The sequence below is a fragment of the Halomicrococcus pelagicus genome, assembly GCF_050954125.1.
The window spans coordinates 1-15,128 of record NZ_JBPBWC010000023.1 but is presented as its reverse complement, the minus strand read 5'-3'; the positions used below and the strand labels follow the sequence as shown (position 1 = coordinate 15,128).

Below are 15,128 nucleotides of genomic sequence, written 5' to 3'. Positions count from 1 at the left end.
CACCGGTTCTCCCGTCGCCTCACTCGTCCAGCCGTCGCTTCAGTCGGTCGAGTAGCTGGAGCGCCTCCAGCGGTGTCGTGTCGGCGACGCTCGTCTGCCGAAGTTCGTCGGCGACCGCCGCCGGAAGCTCCGCCGTCGCGTCGGTCGGCGTCTCGTCTCTCGCCGCGTCGTCGGCCGTCCGCTCGCCGGCTGTCGCCCCGGCTTCGCCACTCTCGTCACCGTCGGAGCGGTCGCGCTCGGCCGGCTTCTCCTCCGCGTCCAGCAGTTCACGCGACCGCCGGATGACGCGCTCGGGGACGCCGGCGGTCTTCGCGACCTCGACGCCGTAGGAGGCGGTGGTCGCGCCCGGCGCGACCTCGTGTTCGAAGACGACGCCGTCGTCGCACTGGGTGGCCGAGAAGTGCAGGTTGACCGCGTCGTCCAGCTCTGTGGCAACGTCGGTGAGATCGTGGTGGTGGGTCGCGAAGAGGGTCTTCGCGCCGATCTCGTCGTGGACGTACTCGGTGACGGCGCGCGCGATGGCGAACCCGTCCGCCGTGCTGGTGCCGCGGCCGACCTCGTCGAGCAGAATCAGCGAGTCCTCGGTCGCGCTCCGGAGGATGTCGGAGAGTTCCGTCATCTCGACCATGAAGGTCGAACGGCCGCCCGCGATGTCGTCGCTCGCGCCGACGCGGGTGAACACACGGTCGACGAGGCCGACCCGCGCCTCGTCGGCGGGGACGAAGCTCCCCACCTGGGCGAGGATGACGATGAGCGCGACCTGGCGCATGTACGTCGACTTCCCGCTCATGTTCGGGCCGGTGATGACCGCGAGTGCGTCGTCGTCGAGTTGCGTGTCGTTCGGCACGAACGACGATTCGGTGCGCTCGACCACCGGATGGCGGCCGTTCCGGACGTGAATGCCCTCGCCGCCGACCTCGGGGCGGGAGTAGCCGTGCCTGGCCGCGACCTCGGCGAGCGCGACGAGCACGTCCAGTTCCGCGAGGGCGTCCGCGAGTGACTGCACGCGCTCGGACTCCTCGGCGACGGCGCTCCGGACCTCGCGGAAGAGGTCGTACTCGAGGTCGTCGGCGCGCTGTTCGGCGCGAACGATCTCGTCTTCTCGCTCCTTCAGTTCGGGCGTGACGTACCGCTCCGAGTTCTTCAGCGTCTGGCGGCGGGTGTAGTCGTCCGGCACGCGATCGAGATTGGGGTCGGTCACCTCGATGTAGTAGCCGTGGACCTGGTTGTACCCGACTTTCAGCGAGTCGATGCCGGTGCGCTCGCGCTCGGACTGCTCCAGGTCGTCTATCCACGCCTTGCCCGCGCGCTCGGTCTCGCGGAGGTCGTCCAGTTCGTCGTCGTACCCCTCCCTGATGACGCCGCCGTCCGTCACCTCGATGGGTGGTTCCTCGCGGACGGCCCGGCCGATCAGGTCGCGCACGTCGGCCATCTCGTCGAGGTCGGCGCGCAGGTCCCGGAGCTTCTCGGACTCGACGCCGTCCATCGCGTCGGCGACAGCCGGAACCACGTCCAGGGTGTCCTTCAGCGACCGGAGGTCGCGAGCGTTCGCCCGGCCGCGGGCGACCCGCGAGATGAGCCGTTCGACGTCGTAGACGTCCCGGAGCAGGTCGTGAATCTCCTCGCGGGCGCGGACCCGCTCGGTCCACTCCTCGACCGCGTCGAGACGGGCATCGATGCGCTCGGGGTCGAGCAGCGGTCTGCGCAGCCAGTCCTTGAGCTTCCGGCTGCCGAGCGCGCAGGCCGTCTCGTCCAGGACGCCGACGAGCGTCGCGTCCTCGTGGCCGTGGACCGCACGCGGTTCGAACAGTTCGAGGCTCTGGAGCGCGACGGCGTCCAGCAGGACGTACGACCGCGGGTCGTAGCGGGTGAGGTGGTTGAGGTAGTCGAGGTGACCGTGCTCGCCCCCCGCGTCCCCGTCCTCGTCGGCCCCGCCCCGGGCGTACTCGGCGTACGCCAGCAGCGCGCCACAGGCCCGCACCTCGCCGTCGGTGGCGAGCAGGCGCTCCGGCGGGCCGAAGTAGTCCGCGACGAGGTCGCTGGCGGCGTCGCGCTCGAAGGCGTCCTCGTCGTACGTCGACACTACGCAGCCGGCGTCGAAGGGGTCGGCGGAGGCGTCCGGGCCGACGACGGCCTCAGCCGGGCCGAACCGGCTGAGTTCGTCACGGGCCGCGCTCTCGCTCTCGACCGTCGTGGCGTAGAAGTCGCCGGTCGAGACGTCGAGCACCGCGAGACCGTAGCTCCCCCCGTCGCTCGCCTCGCGCGTCAGGCAGGCGACGAAGTTGTTGTCCTCGGTGTCGAGTAGTTCGTCCTCCGTGAGGGTGCCGGGCGTGACGACCCGGGTGACGGCGCGGTCGACGACGCCCGTCGTCTCCTCGGGTTCCTGCACCTGGTCGGCGACCGCGACGCGGTAGCCCGCGTCGAGCAGCGTCTCGATGTACGACTCGGCGTTGTCGATGGGGATGCCCGCCATCGGGTACTCGCCGGTGCTGTCCTCGCGCTGCGTGAGCGTTATCTCCAGCAGTCGTGCCGTCGTCTCGGCGGCCTCGCAGAACGTCTCGTAGAAGTCCCCCACCTGGAAGAGGACGAGCGAGTCCTCGTATCGCTCGCAGAGTTCGAAGTATTGCGCCATCATCGGCGTCAGTTCGTCGCTCCGCTCGGCCATCTTCTCCGGTGGCCCCAGCGCCGCGTCCATAGGTAGCGTCTGGTTCCGCTGCCCGAAATACCCCTCGGAACCGAGCGACGGAACCGGGACTTCGACCGCTCGCGGAGCGTTCCGCCGCCGCACGGTCGGCACGGACGTCCGGTCAGTGGTGGACGACGGGACGAAAGCGAACGCACTTGGGGCACCGGTTCCAAGCGCCGGACATGGCCACGGCGAACGCCCGCGAACGCGCCCGCGAGAACCCGTTGAAGGTCACCGCCCTGCTATCGGTCGTCGGCTACGTGCTGGTGCTCGGGACGTTCGCCGGGGTGTTGCCCATCTACCCCTCCATCGACGTCGGGACCGTGAACCTCCTGTCGGACGCCATCGCGGTCGTCAACAGCGTCGCCACCGTCACGCTCGTGCTCGGTTGGTACTGGATTCGCAACGGCGAGGTGCAAAAGCACCGCACGGCGATGATAACCGCGTTCGCGCTCATCCTCGTCTTCCTCGCAATGTACCTCCTGAAGGTCGGCGGGAGCGGCGGCGAGAAACACATCCGGGTCGAGGGTATCGTCTACTACGCGTACCTGCTCATGCTCGCGGTCCACATCCTGCTGTCAGTGGTCTCCGTCCCGGTCGTGCTCTACGCGCTCGTGCTCGGCCTGACCCACACTCCGACCGAACTGCGCGACACGGTCCACAGAAGAGTCGGCCGCATCGCCGCGTCCGCGTGGATCCTCTCGCTCACCCTCGGCGTCGTCACGTACGTCCTCCTCAACCACGTCTACGGCTGGTACATCCCGTAGCGCCGGGACGGACTCACTTCGGTCCCCGAGCGCCACCGCAGTACCAGCCCCAGGTTACTCGCCGGCTTCCGCCGGCGGTTCGAGCGAGACGAACTCCAGTCCCTTCTCCGCGAGCAGGCGGCGCGCGCGCTCGGTGACCGAGGGCGCGACCAGTATCCCGCGCACCGTCGCCGCGGCGTGGAGGTCGCGTCCGAGCGCGTCGACGTAGCGCGAGAGCTGTCCGACCGCGTCCGGACCGACGCGCCGACGCTTGAGTTCGACGACGACGGTCGTTCCGGTGGCGTCTTCGCCGTAGATGTCGACCGCGCCGGCGGGCGTCTCCCGCTCCGTCGCGAGCGGCGTGAATCCGGGTTCGACGAGGTCGGGGTCGTCCAGGATGCGCCGGCGGAGGTCCTCCTCCGTACCCGCCAGCGACAGGTCGTTCGCGTCGGTCACGTCGAACGCCGACGTCTGGACGACGCTCTCGAACTCGACCGACAGCGTCTCGTCGGGGTTCGTCCGCTCACTCCGGATGCAGAGCCGGTCGTCGCGGAGACGCGGGGTGGCCGTCGCTCCCGGTGGTTGCCAGTTGACGGGCTGGTGACCCTCCTCGGTGTGGACGAGCGCCGTCCCGTCCGGCTTGAGGACGACGAGTCGGTCGCCCGGACCGAGGTGGCTGCTCGCCCGACCGTCGTACTCGACGGTACAGCGACCGAAGACGGTCACGAGGTCGCCCCGTTCGACTGCGGCCTCGACCTGGACCAGCGCCTCCTCGTGCGTCGGCGAGAGCAACGTGGCGGGAGCGTCCCCGCTGTCCGTCGATGTCACTGGCGACGATAGGCGACGCGGACAGTTAAGCCGACCGTCCGCGGACGTGCGGACGGCCGCGGAGCCGAACGGTTCCGTTCAGTCGGCGAGTATCACCGCCCGTCGGTCGCCGGCCCACTCGGTCACGCGGGCGGCGAGGTAGTCGGTCGCGTCGTCTTCGGCGAGGGCGTCGCGAGCGACCATGTCGCGGACGACGGCGCGGGTGGCACGGAACCAGCGGCGGACCCGTCTGGCGTCGTCGGGGTCTTCGACGGCGACGAGCGCGCCGGCGTGCCGGTCGCTGTCCGGCGTCGGGCCGAACCACAGCGGTAGGTAGGTTGTGACGACCCAGACCAGCGTAACCACGTACAGCGCCTCGACCTGCTCGAAATCGAGGTGGTCGGTCAGGTCCTCGAACCGGACGGCACGCGCTCGCGGGGCGGGGTCGACGCGGGGCCGCCAGCGGTCGTCGTCTCCCCCGGCGAACGGCGTCCCGGGTGCAACGTCCCGGCGGAGTGCGAGGTCGGCCGCACCCCAGTGGGCGTAGTGGCAATCGTAGCGGCCATCGGGTCGCTCGTAGGCGACGAGTGCTCGGTGTCCCACGGCGGCGGTGCATGGTCCCGTCACCGTACAAAAAGGTACGCCGCGGACGACGGACGGCGCGTTCGCCCGCCGGTAGGGCGTCTCGACCGCCGCCGGCGGGCTGACGCACAGATTTATGAGCGAAAGCGCTCGAATATCGAACATGAATCTCCGGAACCAGTATCTGGTCGCGCTGGCGCTGGTCGTCGTCGCGTTCGCATCGAGCGCGTACTACTACCCGCAGTTGCCGGAGACGATAGCGACCCACTGGAACGCCAGCGGGCAGGCCGACGGAACGATGCCCAAGCGCTGGGGCGCGTTCCTGCTTCCGGCCGTCAGTGCCGCCATCCTCGGGCTGTTCGTGGGGTTGCCGAAGATAGACCCCTTCGGCGAGAACGTCCGGGCGTTCGACCGCCAGTACGGGCTGTTCGTCGTCGCGTTCACGGCGTTCATGCTGTATGTCCACGCGCTGGTGCTGCTGTGGAATCTCGGCTACCGGTTCGCGTTCACGACCGTCCTCGTCCCGGCGTTCGCCGCGCTGTACTACCTCCTCGGGACGACGATGGACCACGTCGAGCGGAACTGGTTCCTCGGCGTCCGGACGCCGTGGACGCTCACCAGCGAGACGGTCTGGGAGCGGACGCACGAGCGCGCCGGAACGCTGTTCAAACTCGCGGCCGTCGCCGCGCTCGTCGGCGTTCTCGTCCCGCAGTACGCCATCCTCTTCGTCGTCGCGCCCGCGGTCGTCGCGTCGCTGTACCTCGTCGCGTACTCCTACGTCGAGTATCGCCGGACGGCCGCCTAGCCGCTGACCGCGGCGAAGACGCTCCGCCAGGTGACGAACGCGACGAGCCCCAGACCGCCGACGACGGCGACGAACGACAGCGGCGCGTCGCCGTGGAAGAGATCGGTCGCCCGGAGCGTCGCCCCGACGACGACGGCGAGAAGCCACGTCGCGCCGCCGACCAGCACCGCACTGCGGACGGAGCTTCGGGCCCGCACGCTGTACGCGCCGACCACAAGCGACGCGGCAACCCAGCCGACGAGGAACGGGGCGAGCGTGTCCGCGAAGCGGACGGGAGCCTCGACCAGGCTCTCGTTGTGCCGGAGGAACCCGGCGGCGAGGAGTCCGGTCAGGACGGCCAGGTCTCCGAGCGCGAGCGCCGCGGTAGCGGGCGAGCGGTCGAATCGTCGAGCGCCGAACGCACTGCTCATACCCCCACTCGGCTCGCCGGGGTCAAGTCGTTCCCGGTTCGGACGACCGCTCACCTGATTCCCGCGGCGGTGTAGTCGAATCCGCGGTTCCGCACGCGGGGTGTGAGTCCGGCGTCGTGGAGGCGCCGAGCGAGGTCGTCGGGCGTGAGAAACGACGAGTCGAAGCCGAACGCGTGCTCGCCCCAGACCAGCGCCCGGCCGCGCAGCGTCGCCGGGTTGTACTCCCGGACCACGAGCACGCCGTCGGGTCGCAGCACCCGCGCCGCCTCCGCGAGTGCGCCGTCCACGTCTCCGACGTGGTGGAGCGCGTCCGAGATGACGAGCGCGTCGACGGACTCGTCGGCGAGCGGAAGCCGGGCGGCGTCCCCCTGGACGCAGTCCAGACCGTTCTTCCTGGCCTGCCGGAGCATCTCCCGAGAAGCGTCGAGGACGACGCGTTCCGGTGCGTCGATGGCTCGCACCGCTCTCCCGGTCCCGCCGGCCAGGTCGACGACGCGTTCGACCGGGCGCTCGGCCTGCGCGAGTCCCTCCGCGAGCAGGTCGGCGTCCGCGTCCGGGGTGAGGTAGTCGTAGAACCGGGCGAATCGGTCGAAGATGGCCACGTCTCCGGCGTGAGTCATGCACCGACCGACGCGCCGCGCGAGCAAAAGTCCGGCGAGTGGTCCGACGTCCGTAACAAGCGTCTTGGCTCCGGCGTGCGAAGTAGAGACATGGAGTACGCGCTGCTGGGCTGGCCCGACGAGGGGCCGACGCTCCGTCTCGACCACGAGCGGTTCAGCTACGCCGGCAAGTTCGTGATGTCGAACACGGGGAAGGCCGTCGCACGCGAGGAGCCCGGCGGTGCCGGCGATACGGGCGGCGCGGACGCCGACGAAGAGTACGACCGCCCCGTCGCCGCCGTCGCGTTCAACGAGGACCGGACGGACCCGACGACGGCGTGGCTCCGGTACGTCACCGTCCGGGCGGACCGGCGCGGCGAGGGCGTGGGCGCACGCCTCGCGGCGTTCGCGACCGAGCGACTCCGCGACCGGGGGTACGACCGCGTCCGCATCGCTGTCAACAACCCCTTCGCGTTCCACGCGCTCTCGAAGGCCGGGTTCGGATTCACGGGCGAGGAGACGGGTATCGCGGAACTCGTGCTCGAACGGCCGGGAGAGCGCACGAGGGAGACGTACCAGGCCGGCCTCGACGTGTTCCGGGACCGCGACCTCTCTGCGCGGGAGGAGTCGTTCCTGAACGAGAAAGCGGGCGAGCGACCGCCCGACTCGCTGGAGTCCCAGTGAAAAGAGTCGCTACTCGCGCCGGGCGAGCAGCGCGACGGCGGCGGCCGCGACGGCGGCGACGCCGGGACCGAACCCGGGTTGGCCGGTCGACTCCGTCGTGGCGGTCGTGGTGTCGGTGGTGTTCGTCTCGTCACTTCCGGTCGACGAGGTCGTGGTGGTCGTCACGTTCGCCTGCTGGTACGCCTCGGGGTGGAACGTCTTCGCAAGCTTCGTGATGGGGTAGACGACGCGCGGCGCCGGCTGATTGACGTAGTTGGTGTCGAGCGTCACCGTCTGGTTGTTCTTCACGGCCGCGGTTGAACCGTAGGCGTCGGGAATTTCGATGCCGGTGGGGGTGATAATCCACTGTGGGTCCCGTTCGACGACGACCTCGTTGCTGATCTTCTTGTAGCCCTGGATGCCGGCCTCGGCGGCGACGTTCTCGCCGCCGGCCGTCTCGATTATCTCGTTGATAAACGTCCCCTCGCCGGCGGTGTAGCCGCCGCCCATGGTGTACAGGACGCGCGGGTTATCTTCGCCCTTCACCGCCTCGCGAACGGTCGAGACCCGGTCTTTCATCCACGCGACGGTCTCGCTCGCACCGCCGCACTCGCCGGTGAGCCGACCGGTGAGGTTCGTCTTCGCGTAGACGTCGTCGAGGGACTTCGCTTCCTCGAACTTGTAGACGGTCAGTCCGGCCGACCGGAGTTGCTTCACGGTCTGGTCGGGGACGACGTTCGGGGCGAGCACGAGGTCCGGCTTCAGGGAGACGACCTTCTCGGCGACGACGGTGGTCATCCCGGAGCCGGAGACGTTTGTCTTCGCCTCCGCGCCGTCGAGGTAGGTGGCGTACTTCGTCACTCCGACGACCTTGCTCTTACCCCCGATTTCCCACATCGTCTGTGCCGCGCTCGGCGAGAGCGTGACGATTCGCTGCGGTTCCCCCTCCACCGTCACTTCGGTTCCCGTCGCGTCGGTCTCAGTGACCGGGAACGAACAGGTCTGCTGTACTGCGCTCGGTCCGTTCTTCGATACGTCCTCCACGGCACCCGCCGACGTGACGGGTGCGACGACGGCGACGAGGAGTATCGTCGCCAGAAATGTCGCGCGTCTCATGCACGTCGACGTATCGGAGGGATTCAATAAATACTTACCTAAAGCAAGTAGAGTTGCTTACATGCGACTGGGTGCGCGGACGACGCTGTGGTGCGGGGGGTTGCTGTTTTCCCTGGTGGTCACGATGCTGGCGAGCGCCGCGACAGGGCCGGTCAGCATCGACTACGTGGTCGTCGGGAAGGCAGTGCTGAACGCGCTCCCCGCCCTCTCGTACGAGGTCCCGGACGTCGCCCGGCGCATCGTCGTAGTCCTCCGACTGCCCCGCATCGCGCTCGCCGCCGTGGTCGGGTTCGCCCTCGCCACCGCGGGCGTCGTGATGCAGGGATTCTTCCGCAACCCGATGGCGGACCCCTCCATCATCGGCGTCTCCGCCGGGGCGGCCGTCGGCGCGGTGGCGACCATCGCCTTCTCCGTCGCCGTCCCGTTCGCGCTCCCCCTCTTCGCGTTCGTCGGCGCACTGGTGGCCGCGTTCGGCGTCTACCTGCTCGCCACGGAGAACGGCCGGACGCCCGTCGCCACGCTGCTCCTGGCCGGCGTCGCGGTCCAGACGCTGCTCGGCGCGGTCGTCTCCTTCCTGCTGCTGCACAGCGGCGAGAGCCTCCGCGAGGCGGTCTTCTGGCTCATGGGACACCTCAACTACTCCTCGTGGGACAAGATACTCGTCGCACTCCCGGTGTCGCTGGTCGGGTTCGTCGTCCTGTTCGCGTACGCCGAGGACCTGAACGTCCTCCTCCTCGGCGAGGAGGACGCACAGACGCTCGGCGTCGAGGTGGAACGCACGAAACGACTCCTGCTCGCGGTCGCTAGCATCGTCACCGCCGCCGCGGTCGCCGTCTCCGGCGTCATCGGGTTCGTCGGTCTCGTCGTTCCCCACGTCATGCGCCTGCTCGTTGGCCCCGACCACCGCATCCTGCTGCCGACGAGCGCGCTGGCCGGCGCGACCTTCCTCGTCGCGACCGACACCGTCGCCCGCTCGGCCGTCGGCGGCGCGGAACTCCCCGTCGGCGTCGTCACCGCCTTCCTCGGCGCGCCCTTCTTCCTCTACCTGCTCCGGAACCGGGAGGTGACGGCCCTGTGAGCCGGTACGCCGACGCGCGCGGTGTGGCGGACGAGGACGAGAGCGACGGCGCCGGAGACGGCGACGCGGCGATCGCCGTCGAGGACGTCACGGTCAGGCTCGGCGACGCGGCCGTCCTCCGGAAGGTGAACGCCACCGCCGACGACGGGCAGTTCGTCGGCCTCGTCGGCCCGAACGGCGCGGGGAAGACGACCCTGCTCCGGACCATCGCCGGCGTGCTCGCCCCCGAGTCGGGCCGCGTCACGGTCGGCGGCCGGAACGTCCACGACCTCTCCTCGAAGGCGGCCAGTCGGCTGGTCGCGACGGTGCCACAGGAGACTTCCCTCTCGTTCGACTTCGCCGTGCGCGACGTGGTCGCGATGGGCCGCCACCCCCACCGGTCGCGGTTCGGCGGTAAGGACTGCGAGGGTCGCGACGCGGTGGCGGACGCGATGGAGCGCACGGCGGTCGCCGAGTTCGCCGACCGCTCCATCACCGCCGTCAGCGGCGGCGAACGCCAGCGCGTCCTGCTCGCCCGGGCACTCGCCCAGAACGCCCCCGTCCTCCTGCTGGACGAACCGACGGCCAGCCTCGACATCAACCACCAGGTCCGGACGCTCGAACTCGTCGACGACCTCGTCGCCGACGGCAAGACGGTCGTCGCGGCCATCCACGACCTCAACCTCGCGGCCCACTACTGCGACGAACTCCTCCTGCTCTCCGACGGCGAACTCGTCGCCCAGGGACCGCCCGGGGACGTCCTCGCCGAGGAGACGCTCCAGGCGGCGTTCGACGCGAACGCCGTCGTCTCGCGCCACCCCGTGACGGGGTCGACGTACGTCACCGCGCTCCCCGACCGCCCCGACCCCCGGGAGGGCCGGGTCCACGTCGTCGGCGGGGGCGGCACGGTCTCGCGACTCCTCTACCTGCTGTCGGCGGCGGGGTACGAGGTGTCGGTCGGCGTACTCAACGAGGGCGACTCCGACCTCGAAACCGCCCGCACGCTCGGCCTCGACGTCGTGACCGAGGAGCCGTTCGCTCCCATCGCGGGCGAGTCCCGCGAGGCGGTCGAGCGGTACGTCCAGGACGCCGACGTGACCGTGCTCGCCGACGTCGAGGTGGGCGCGGGCAACCTTCCGAACCTCGACGCGGCTCGCGCCGCCGACGACGTGGTCGTCGTGGAGGAGCGACCGTTCGCGGAGCGCAACTACGCCGGCAGCGAGGCGGCCGCGACCTACCGGGAACTCTGCGAACGCGGCACCGTCGTCGACTCCGACGACCTGCTCGCCGCCGTCGAGGACGCGGTGTAGACGGGGGAACCTACCCGTCGGTCCGCTGGCGGCCGTTGACGAGTTCGAACGCCATCAGCGCCGCGAACGTGCTCGCTGCGAGCATGACGATGGCGGCTATCCCCACCGGCACGGACGGGGCAATGAGGGCACCGCCGCCGAGCACCGCCCCGGAGACGAGCGCGAGCAGCGTCCGTCGCAGACCCGACAGCGCCGTGAACTCCCTGGCGACGGTCGGGTCGAGGCCGACGAGCCGCGACCAGACGACGTACAACGTGATAACGACGAGAAGAGAGAGCACGGCGACACCGACGAGCAGGACGAACGGTATGACGCGCATGAACTCCTTGCCCGTGAGCGGGCGGCACGAAGACATAAGTATACCGGATAACAGGTCAGAGAGTAGAAATGTGCCGTGCGGGGTCTGTGGTACCCCGGGATGAGAACTTTCGTGAGGGGGTTGGTGACACAGTGATGGGAGGCCAGCCCATCGCCAGAGCCCCTGGCGCCGCCGGGATACGCGTTCACACTGGCACGTTGTCGCGCCCGAGTCAGGGTGGGCGCACTTCGACCTTGGGGAGGCAATCCCTTTGTTATACACCTGCTAAACGACCGGTCCCGGAACCGATACCACTGGCAAATTCCCAGCGATAGCGCCGAGGACGACCCAGTGTAGCGCTTTTATTGGGGTTGCGCCCCAGAAATCGGTATGGACCTCGCTGACCAGTCCGTCGCCGTGGTCGGGAGCGGATTCGGCGGCCTGTCGACGGCGTGTTACCTCGCCGACGCCGGGGCCGACGTGACGGTACTGGAGAAGAACGAACAGCTCGGCGGGCGAGCCAGCCGGCTGGAGGCCGACGGGTTCGAGTTCGACATGGGGCCGTCGTGGTATCTCATGCCCGACGTGTTCGAGCGGTTCTTCGGCCACTTCGACCGCGAGCCGACCGACTACTACGGACTGCAACAGCTCGACCCCCACTACCGCATCTTCTTCAAGGACGGCGACGAAGTCGATATCCGACCGGACATGGCGCACAACCGCGCCGTCTTCGAATCCTACGAGGAGGGGGCGGGCGACGCGCTCGACGACTACCTCCGGCGCTCCGAGACGAACTACGGCGTCGGCATGTCGAAGTTCGTCTACACCGACCGGAGTCGGTTCCGCGACTACGTCTCGTGGGACGTGGCGAAGAACGCCCGCGGGCTGAGCCTGCTCGGGACGATGCAGGACCACGTCGAGCGGTTCTTCGACCACCCGAAGCTCCAGCAGATAATGCAGTACACCCTCGTCTTCCTCGGGGGGTCGCCGCACAACACGCCCGCGCTCTACAACCTGATGAGCCACGTCGACTTCAACCTCGGCGTCCACTATCCGGAGGGCGGACTGGGCGGCGTCGTCGACGGCATCGCCGAACTCGGAGCCGAACTCGGCGTCGAGTACCGCACGGACCACGAGGTGACGGCCATCACCGGCCACGAGAGCGACTTCCTCGTCCACGCCGGCGAGCGGACGATGCCGGCGGACCTCGTCGTCAGCGACGCCGACTACGCCCACACCGAGCAGGAGCTCCTCCCGCCCGAACACCGCGCGTACGACGCCGACTACTGGGACTCTCGCACCTACGCCCCGTCCGCGTTCCTCCTGTACCTCGGCGTCGAGGGCGACGTGGAACCGCTGGCCCACCACACGCTCGTCCTGCCGACCGACTGGGACCAGCACTTCCGCCAGATTTTCGAGGAGGGAGAGTGGCCCGACGACCCGGCGTACTACCTCTGCGTCCCCAGCGAGACGGACGACGGGGTCGCACCCGAGGGACATAGCAATCTGTTCGTGCTCGTCCCCGTCGCGCCTGGCCTGGACGACGGCCCGGAGCGGCGCGAACGGTACCGTGAGCGGATTCTCGACGACGTGGCGGCGAACACGGGCGTCGAGTTGCGCGACCGCATCGTCTTCGAGGAGCAGTTCGCCGTCTCGGAGTTCGCCGACCGCTACAACAGCAAGAGGGGGACGGCGCTCGGACTGGCGCACACGCTGCGCCAGACCGGTCCGATGCGCCCGGCGCGTCGCTCGCCCGCGGTCGACGGTCTCTACTTCACCGGGTCGTACACCACGCCCGGCATCGGCGTCCCGATGTGTCTCATCAGCGGCCAGCACACCGCCGACGCGATGATCGAAGACTACCAGGAATGACGACGACCGGCCAGAGCCGACGACCGACGACGCTGCGGTACCTCCTGAAGCTGTCGCGCCCGCGGTTCTGGCTCTACCTCGCGGGGCCGGTGGTCGTCGGCGTCGCCTACGGCGCGTCGTCGGTAGCGGAGCTGTTCTCCCCGCTCGCGCTCGCGCTGTTCGCGTACTTCCTCCTCCCCGCGAACGTCTTCCTCTACGGCGTCAACGACGTGTTCGACGCCGACGTGGACGAGGGGAACCCGAAGAAGGAACGGCGAGAGGTGCGGTACGGCGGCGACCGCCTCGTTCCGGTCACGGTCGCGGTCGCGGCGCTGCTCGGGGTCGCGCTCGTGGCCGTCACCCCGCGCGTCGCGTGGCCGTGGCTGGTCGGGTTCCTGCTGCTCGGCGCGGAGTACAGCGCGCCGCCCCTGCGGTTCAAGACGACGCCGCTGCTCGACTCCGCGTCGAACGGCCTGTACGTCCTGCCGGGGGCGGCCGCCTACGCCGCGCTCGCCGGCGGCCACCCTCCGGCGCTCGCCGTCGCCGGCGGCTGGCTCTGGGCGATGGCGATGCACACCTTCTCCGCCATCCCCGACGTCGAACCGGACCGCGAGGCGGGCATCCGGACCACGGCGACCGTGCTCGGCGAGGGCAGGACGCTCGCGTACTGCGGCGTCGTCTGGCTGCTCGCCGCGGTGACCTTCGGACTGCTCGACCGGCGGGCCGGCGCGCTCCTGCTGGTCTATCCCGTTCTAGTCGTCGTCTGGCGCGCGACCGGCGTGGCCGTCGACCGCGCGTACTGGTGGTATCCCGCCATCAACGCCGTCGTCGGGATGGTGCTGACCCTGGGCGGCCTCTGGAGGGTCGTCCGTGGGTAGTCCTCTCCCCGCCGTCTCCCGCCGCGAGGTGGAGGCGACCCTGTCGCGGGTCGTCCGCGAGAACCGGTTCACCATCGCCGTCGTCTTCCCGCTCGTCGGCGCGCTGCTGTTCGTCGCGGGTCACGAGGCCTGGCTGCCGGCGTGGCTGGCGCGCGACCCCGCCCTCATCCTCTTCGGAACGCTGGTGATGCGGTCGCCGCTAGTCGCCGGACTCGCACCGCTCGTCGACCGGCGGGCCGGCATCGCCCTGCTCGCGCTGACGGCCTACACGTACGCCGTCGAGTTCGTCGGCGTGACGACCGGCTTTCCCTACGGCGAGTTTCGCTACCTGCTGGAGCTCGGGCCGATGCTGTTCGGGACCGTCCCCGTCGGCCTGCCCGTCTTCTTCTTTCCGCTCGTGCTGAACAGCTACCTGCTCTGTCTGCTGTTGCTCGGCCCCCGGACCGACTCGCTGCCGGCACGCCTGCTGGCGTCGCTCGCCGTTGTGCTCGTCGTCGACCTCGTACTCGACCCGGCCGCCGTCGCGCTGGGGTTCTGGGCGTACGCCGACGGCGGCGCGTACTACGGCGTGCCGCTCTCTAACTTCCTCGGCTGGATTCTCAGCGGCGCGGTCGCGGTCTCCCTCGTGGAACTCGGGTTCGACTGGCGGGCGCTCCGGACCAGACTCCGGCGCTGTGAGTTCATGCTCGACGACATGGTGAGCTTCGTCCTCCTCTGGGGCGCGATGAACGCCTACTTCGGCAACTGGGTGCCGGTGGCGATCGCCGGACTGCTCGGCGGCGGCCTGCTGTGGACCGACCGCTTCGACTTCGACGTGTTCGGGCCGGCCGGCGCGGCCGAACGCTAGTCCGACTGCGTCGGTGCCGGCGTTCCCCCGCTGGCGGGCGCGCGGTCGCCCTCGCCGACGGCGCTGACGCGCCGGAACACCGTCTCGGGGTCGCGGGTCCGCCGCCACTCCCACCACGTCCGGGCGACCAGCCGTAGCTTCCGGAACGTCTCCAGTTCGGGCGTCGTCGACAGCACGTCGTAGTCCACCGCCCGAATCAGCCGGTGGTGCTCGGCGTAGAGGACGGCGGCGAGCAGGACGGCGAACTGGCAGTCCTCGGGGAGATATCGGATGCCGGCGACCCCCTCGCGATACAGGGTCTCCGCGCGCCGAAGTTCCTCGCGTATCGCCGCCGCGAACCCCTCCGAGAACTCCAACCGTATTATCTGGTCGTGGGTGACGCCGTGGCGTTCGAGGGTGGTCGCGGGGAGGTAGATGCGGTCGCGGTCGACGACGTCCTCGCGGACGTCCCGCAGGAAGTTCGTCAGCTGGAA

Annotated in this window: 16 protein-coding genes; 8 read left to right on the top strand and 8 right to left on the bottom strand. The window is 69.6% G+C overall.

Annotation, left to right across the window (positions count from 1 at the left end; genetic code table 11):
- Positions 1 to 19 precede the first annotated feature (19 nt).
- Entirely contained in the window at positions 20 to 2,695 is a 2,676-nt protein-coding gene (mutS, locus tag ACRYA2_RS23875; RefSeq protein WP_433633797.1) for a DNA mismatch repair protein MutS, read from the bottom strand.
- Positions 2,696 to 2,868: 173 nt separating this feature from the next.
- Between mutS and ACRYA2_RS23870 the strand changes: the two genes are divergently transcribed.
- Entirely contained in the window at positions 2,869 to 3,453 is a 585-nt protein-coding gene (locus tag ACRYA2_RS23870) for a DUF420 domain-containing protein (protein ID WP_433633795.1), read from the top strand.
- Between the two features lie 54 nt (positions 3,454 to 3,507).
- Here ACRYA2_RS23870 and nucS read toward each other — a convergent pair whose 3' ends face one another.
- Together nucS and ACRYA2_RS23860 are read right to left on the bottom strand one after the other, a co-directional pair.
- Complete coding sequence (gene nucS / locus ACRYA2_RS23865) at positions 3,508 to 4,260, bottom strand: endonuclease NucS (RefSeq protein ID WP_433633793.1); 753 nt, start codon at positions 4,258 to 4,260, stop codon at positions 3,508 to 3,510.
- A 78-nt stretch (positions 4,261 to 4,338) separates the two neighbouring features.
- Positions 4,339 to 4,842 carry a DUF6735 family protein gene (locus tag ACRYA2_RS23860; protein ID WP_433633791.1) on the bottom strand — a complete coding sequence of 168 codons (504 nt, stop codon included), beginning with the start codon at positions 4,840 to 4,842 and terminating at the stop codon, positions 4,339 to 4,341.
- A 142-nt stretch (positions 4,843 to 4,984) separates the two neighbouring features.
- Here ACRYA2_RS23860 and ACRYA2_RS23855 point away from each other — a divergent pair, with 142 nt between their 5' ends.
- Positions 4,985 to 5,626 (top strand): SdpI family protein, encoded by a 642-nt coding sequence (locus ACRYA2_RS23855; RefSeq protein ID WP_433633789.1) that lies wholly within the window; start codon positions 4,985 to 4,987, stop codon positions 5,624 to 5,626.
- On the opposite strand, the gene ACRYA2_RS23850 is transcribed toward ACRYA2_RS23855, so the two are convergent.
- Together ACRYA2_RS23850 and ACRYA2_RS23845 are read right to left on the bottom strand one after the other, a co-directional pair.
- Positions 5,623 to 6,036, bottom strand: a complete 414-nt coding sequence (locus ACRYA2_RS23850) for a DUF3054 domain-containing protein (RefSeq protein ID WP_433633787.1) — start codon at positions 6,034 to 6,036, stop codon at positions 5,623 to 5,625. The two genes, ACRYA2_RS23855 and ACRYA2_RS23850, sit on opposite strands and share 4 nt — an antisense overlap.
- Positions 6,037 to 6,086: 50 nt before the next feature.
- On the bottom strand, positions 6,087 to 6,656 hold the full coding sequence (locus ACRYA2_RS23845; protein ID WP_433633785.1) for a class I SAM-dependent methyltransferase: 570 nt from the start codon (positions 6,654 to 6,656) through the stop codon (positions 6,087 to 6,089).
- A 90-nt stretch (positions 6,657 to 6,746) separates the two neighbouring features.
- Here ACRYA2_RS23845 and ACRYA2_RS23840 point away from each other — a divergent pair, with 90 nt between their 5' ends.
- Positions 6,747 to 7,319 (top strand): GNAT family N-acetyltransferase, encoded by a 573-nt coding sequence (locus tag ACRYA2_RS23840; protein WP_433633918.1) that lies wholly within the window; start codon positions 6,747 to 6,749, stop codon positions 7,317 to 7,319.
- A gap of 9 nt (positions 7,320 to 7,328) precedes the next feature.
- Here the strand turns inward: ACRYA2_RS23840 and ACRYA2_RS23835 are convergent, their stop codons facing one another.
- Entirely contained in the window at positions 7,329 to 8,414 is a 1,086-nt protein-coding gene (locus tag ACRYA2_RS23835) for a PGF-CTERM-anchored ABC transporter substrate-binding protein (protein ID WP_433633783.1), read from the bottom strand.
- A 61-nt stretch (positions 8,415 to 8,475) separates the two neighbouring features.
- Here ACRYA2_RS23835 and btuC point away from each other — a divergent pair, with 61 nt between their 5' ends.
- Positions 8,476 to 9,492: a vitamin B12 ABC transporter permease BtuC gene (gene btuC / locus ACRYA2_RS23830; RefSeq protein WP_433633781.1), complete on the top strand. Its 1,017-nt coding sequence runs from the start codon at positions 8,476 to 8,478 to the stop codon at positions 9,490 to 9,492.
- Between the two features lie 23 nt (positions 9,493 to 9,515).
- Entirely contained in the window at positions 9,516 to 10,781 is a 1,266-nt protein-coding gene (locus ACRYA2_RS23825) for a heme ABC transporter ATP-binding protein (protein ID WP_433633916.1), read from the top strand.
- Between the two features lie 10 nt (positions 10,782 to 10,791).
- Here ACRYA2_RS23825 and ACRYA2_RS23820 read toward each other — a convergent pair whose 3' ends face one another.
- Complete coding sequence (locus ACRYA2_RS23820) at positions 10,792 to 11,136, bottom strand: hypothetical protein (protein WP_433633779.1); 345 nt, start codon at positions 11,134 to 11,136, stop codon at positions 10,792 to 10,794.
- A 333-nt stretch (positions 11,137 to 11,469) separates the two neighbouring features.
- Between ACRYA2_RS23820 and ACRYA2_RS23815 the strand changes: the two genes are divergently transcribed.
- The 3 genes from ACRYA2_RS23815 to cruF are packed head-to-tail and all read left to right on the top strand — an operon-like array spanning position 11,470 to position 14,655.
- Entirely contained in the window at positions 11,470 to 12,951 is a 1,482-nt protein-coding gene (locus ACRYA2_RS23815; RefSeq protein WP_433633777.1) for a phytoene desaturase family protein, read from the top strand.
- Positions 12,948 to 13,808 carry a prenyltransferase gene (locus tag ACRYA2_RS23810; protein ID WP_433633775.1) on the top strand — a complete coding sequence of 287 codons (861 nt, stop codon included), beginning with the start codon at positions 12,948 to 12,950 and terminating at the stop codon, positions 13,806 to 13,808. The genes ACRYA2_RS23815 and ACRYA2_RS23810 overlap by 4 nt, the downstream gene beginning before the upstream one ends.
- Positions 13,801 to 14,655 (top strand): bisanhydrobacterioruberin hydratase, encoded by an 855-nt coding sequence (gene cruF, locus ACRYA2_RS23805; RefSeq protein WP_433633772.1) that lies wholly within the window; start codon positions 13,801 to 13,803, stop codon positions 14,653 to 14,655. The genes ACRYA2_RS23810 and cruF overlap by 8 nt, the downstream gene beginning before the upstream one ends.
- Here the strand turns inward: cruF and ACRYA2_RS23800 are convergent.
- On the bottom strand, positions 14,652 to 15,128 hold a 477-nt coding region (locus ACRYA2_RS23800; protein ID WP_433633770.1), incomplete at its 5' end, for a phytoene/squalene synthase family protein. The genes cruF and ACRYA2_RS23800 overlap by 4 nt on opposite strands.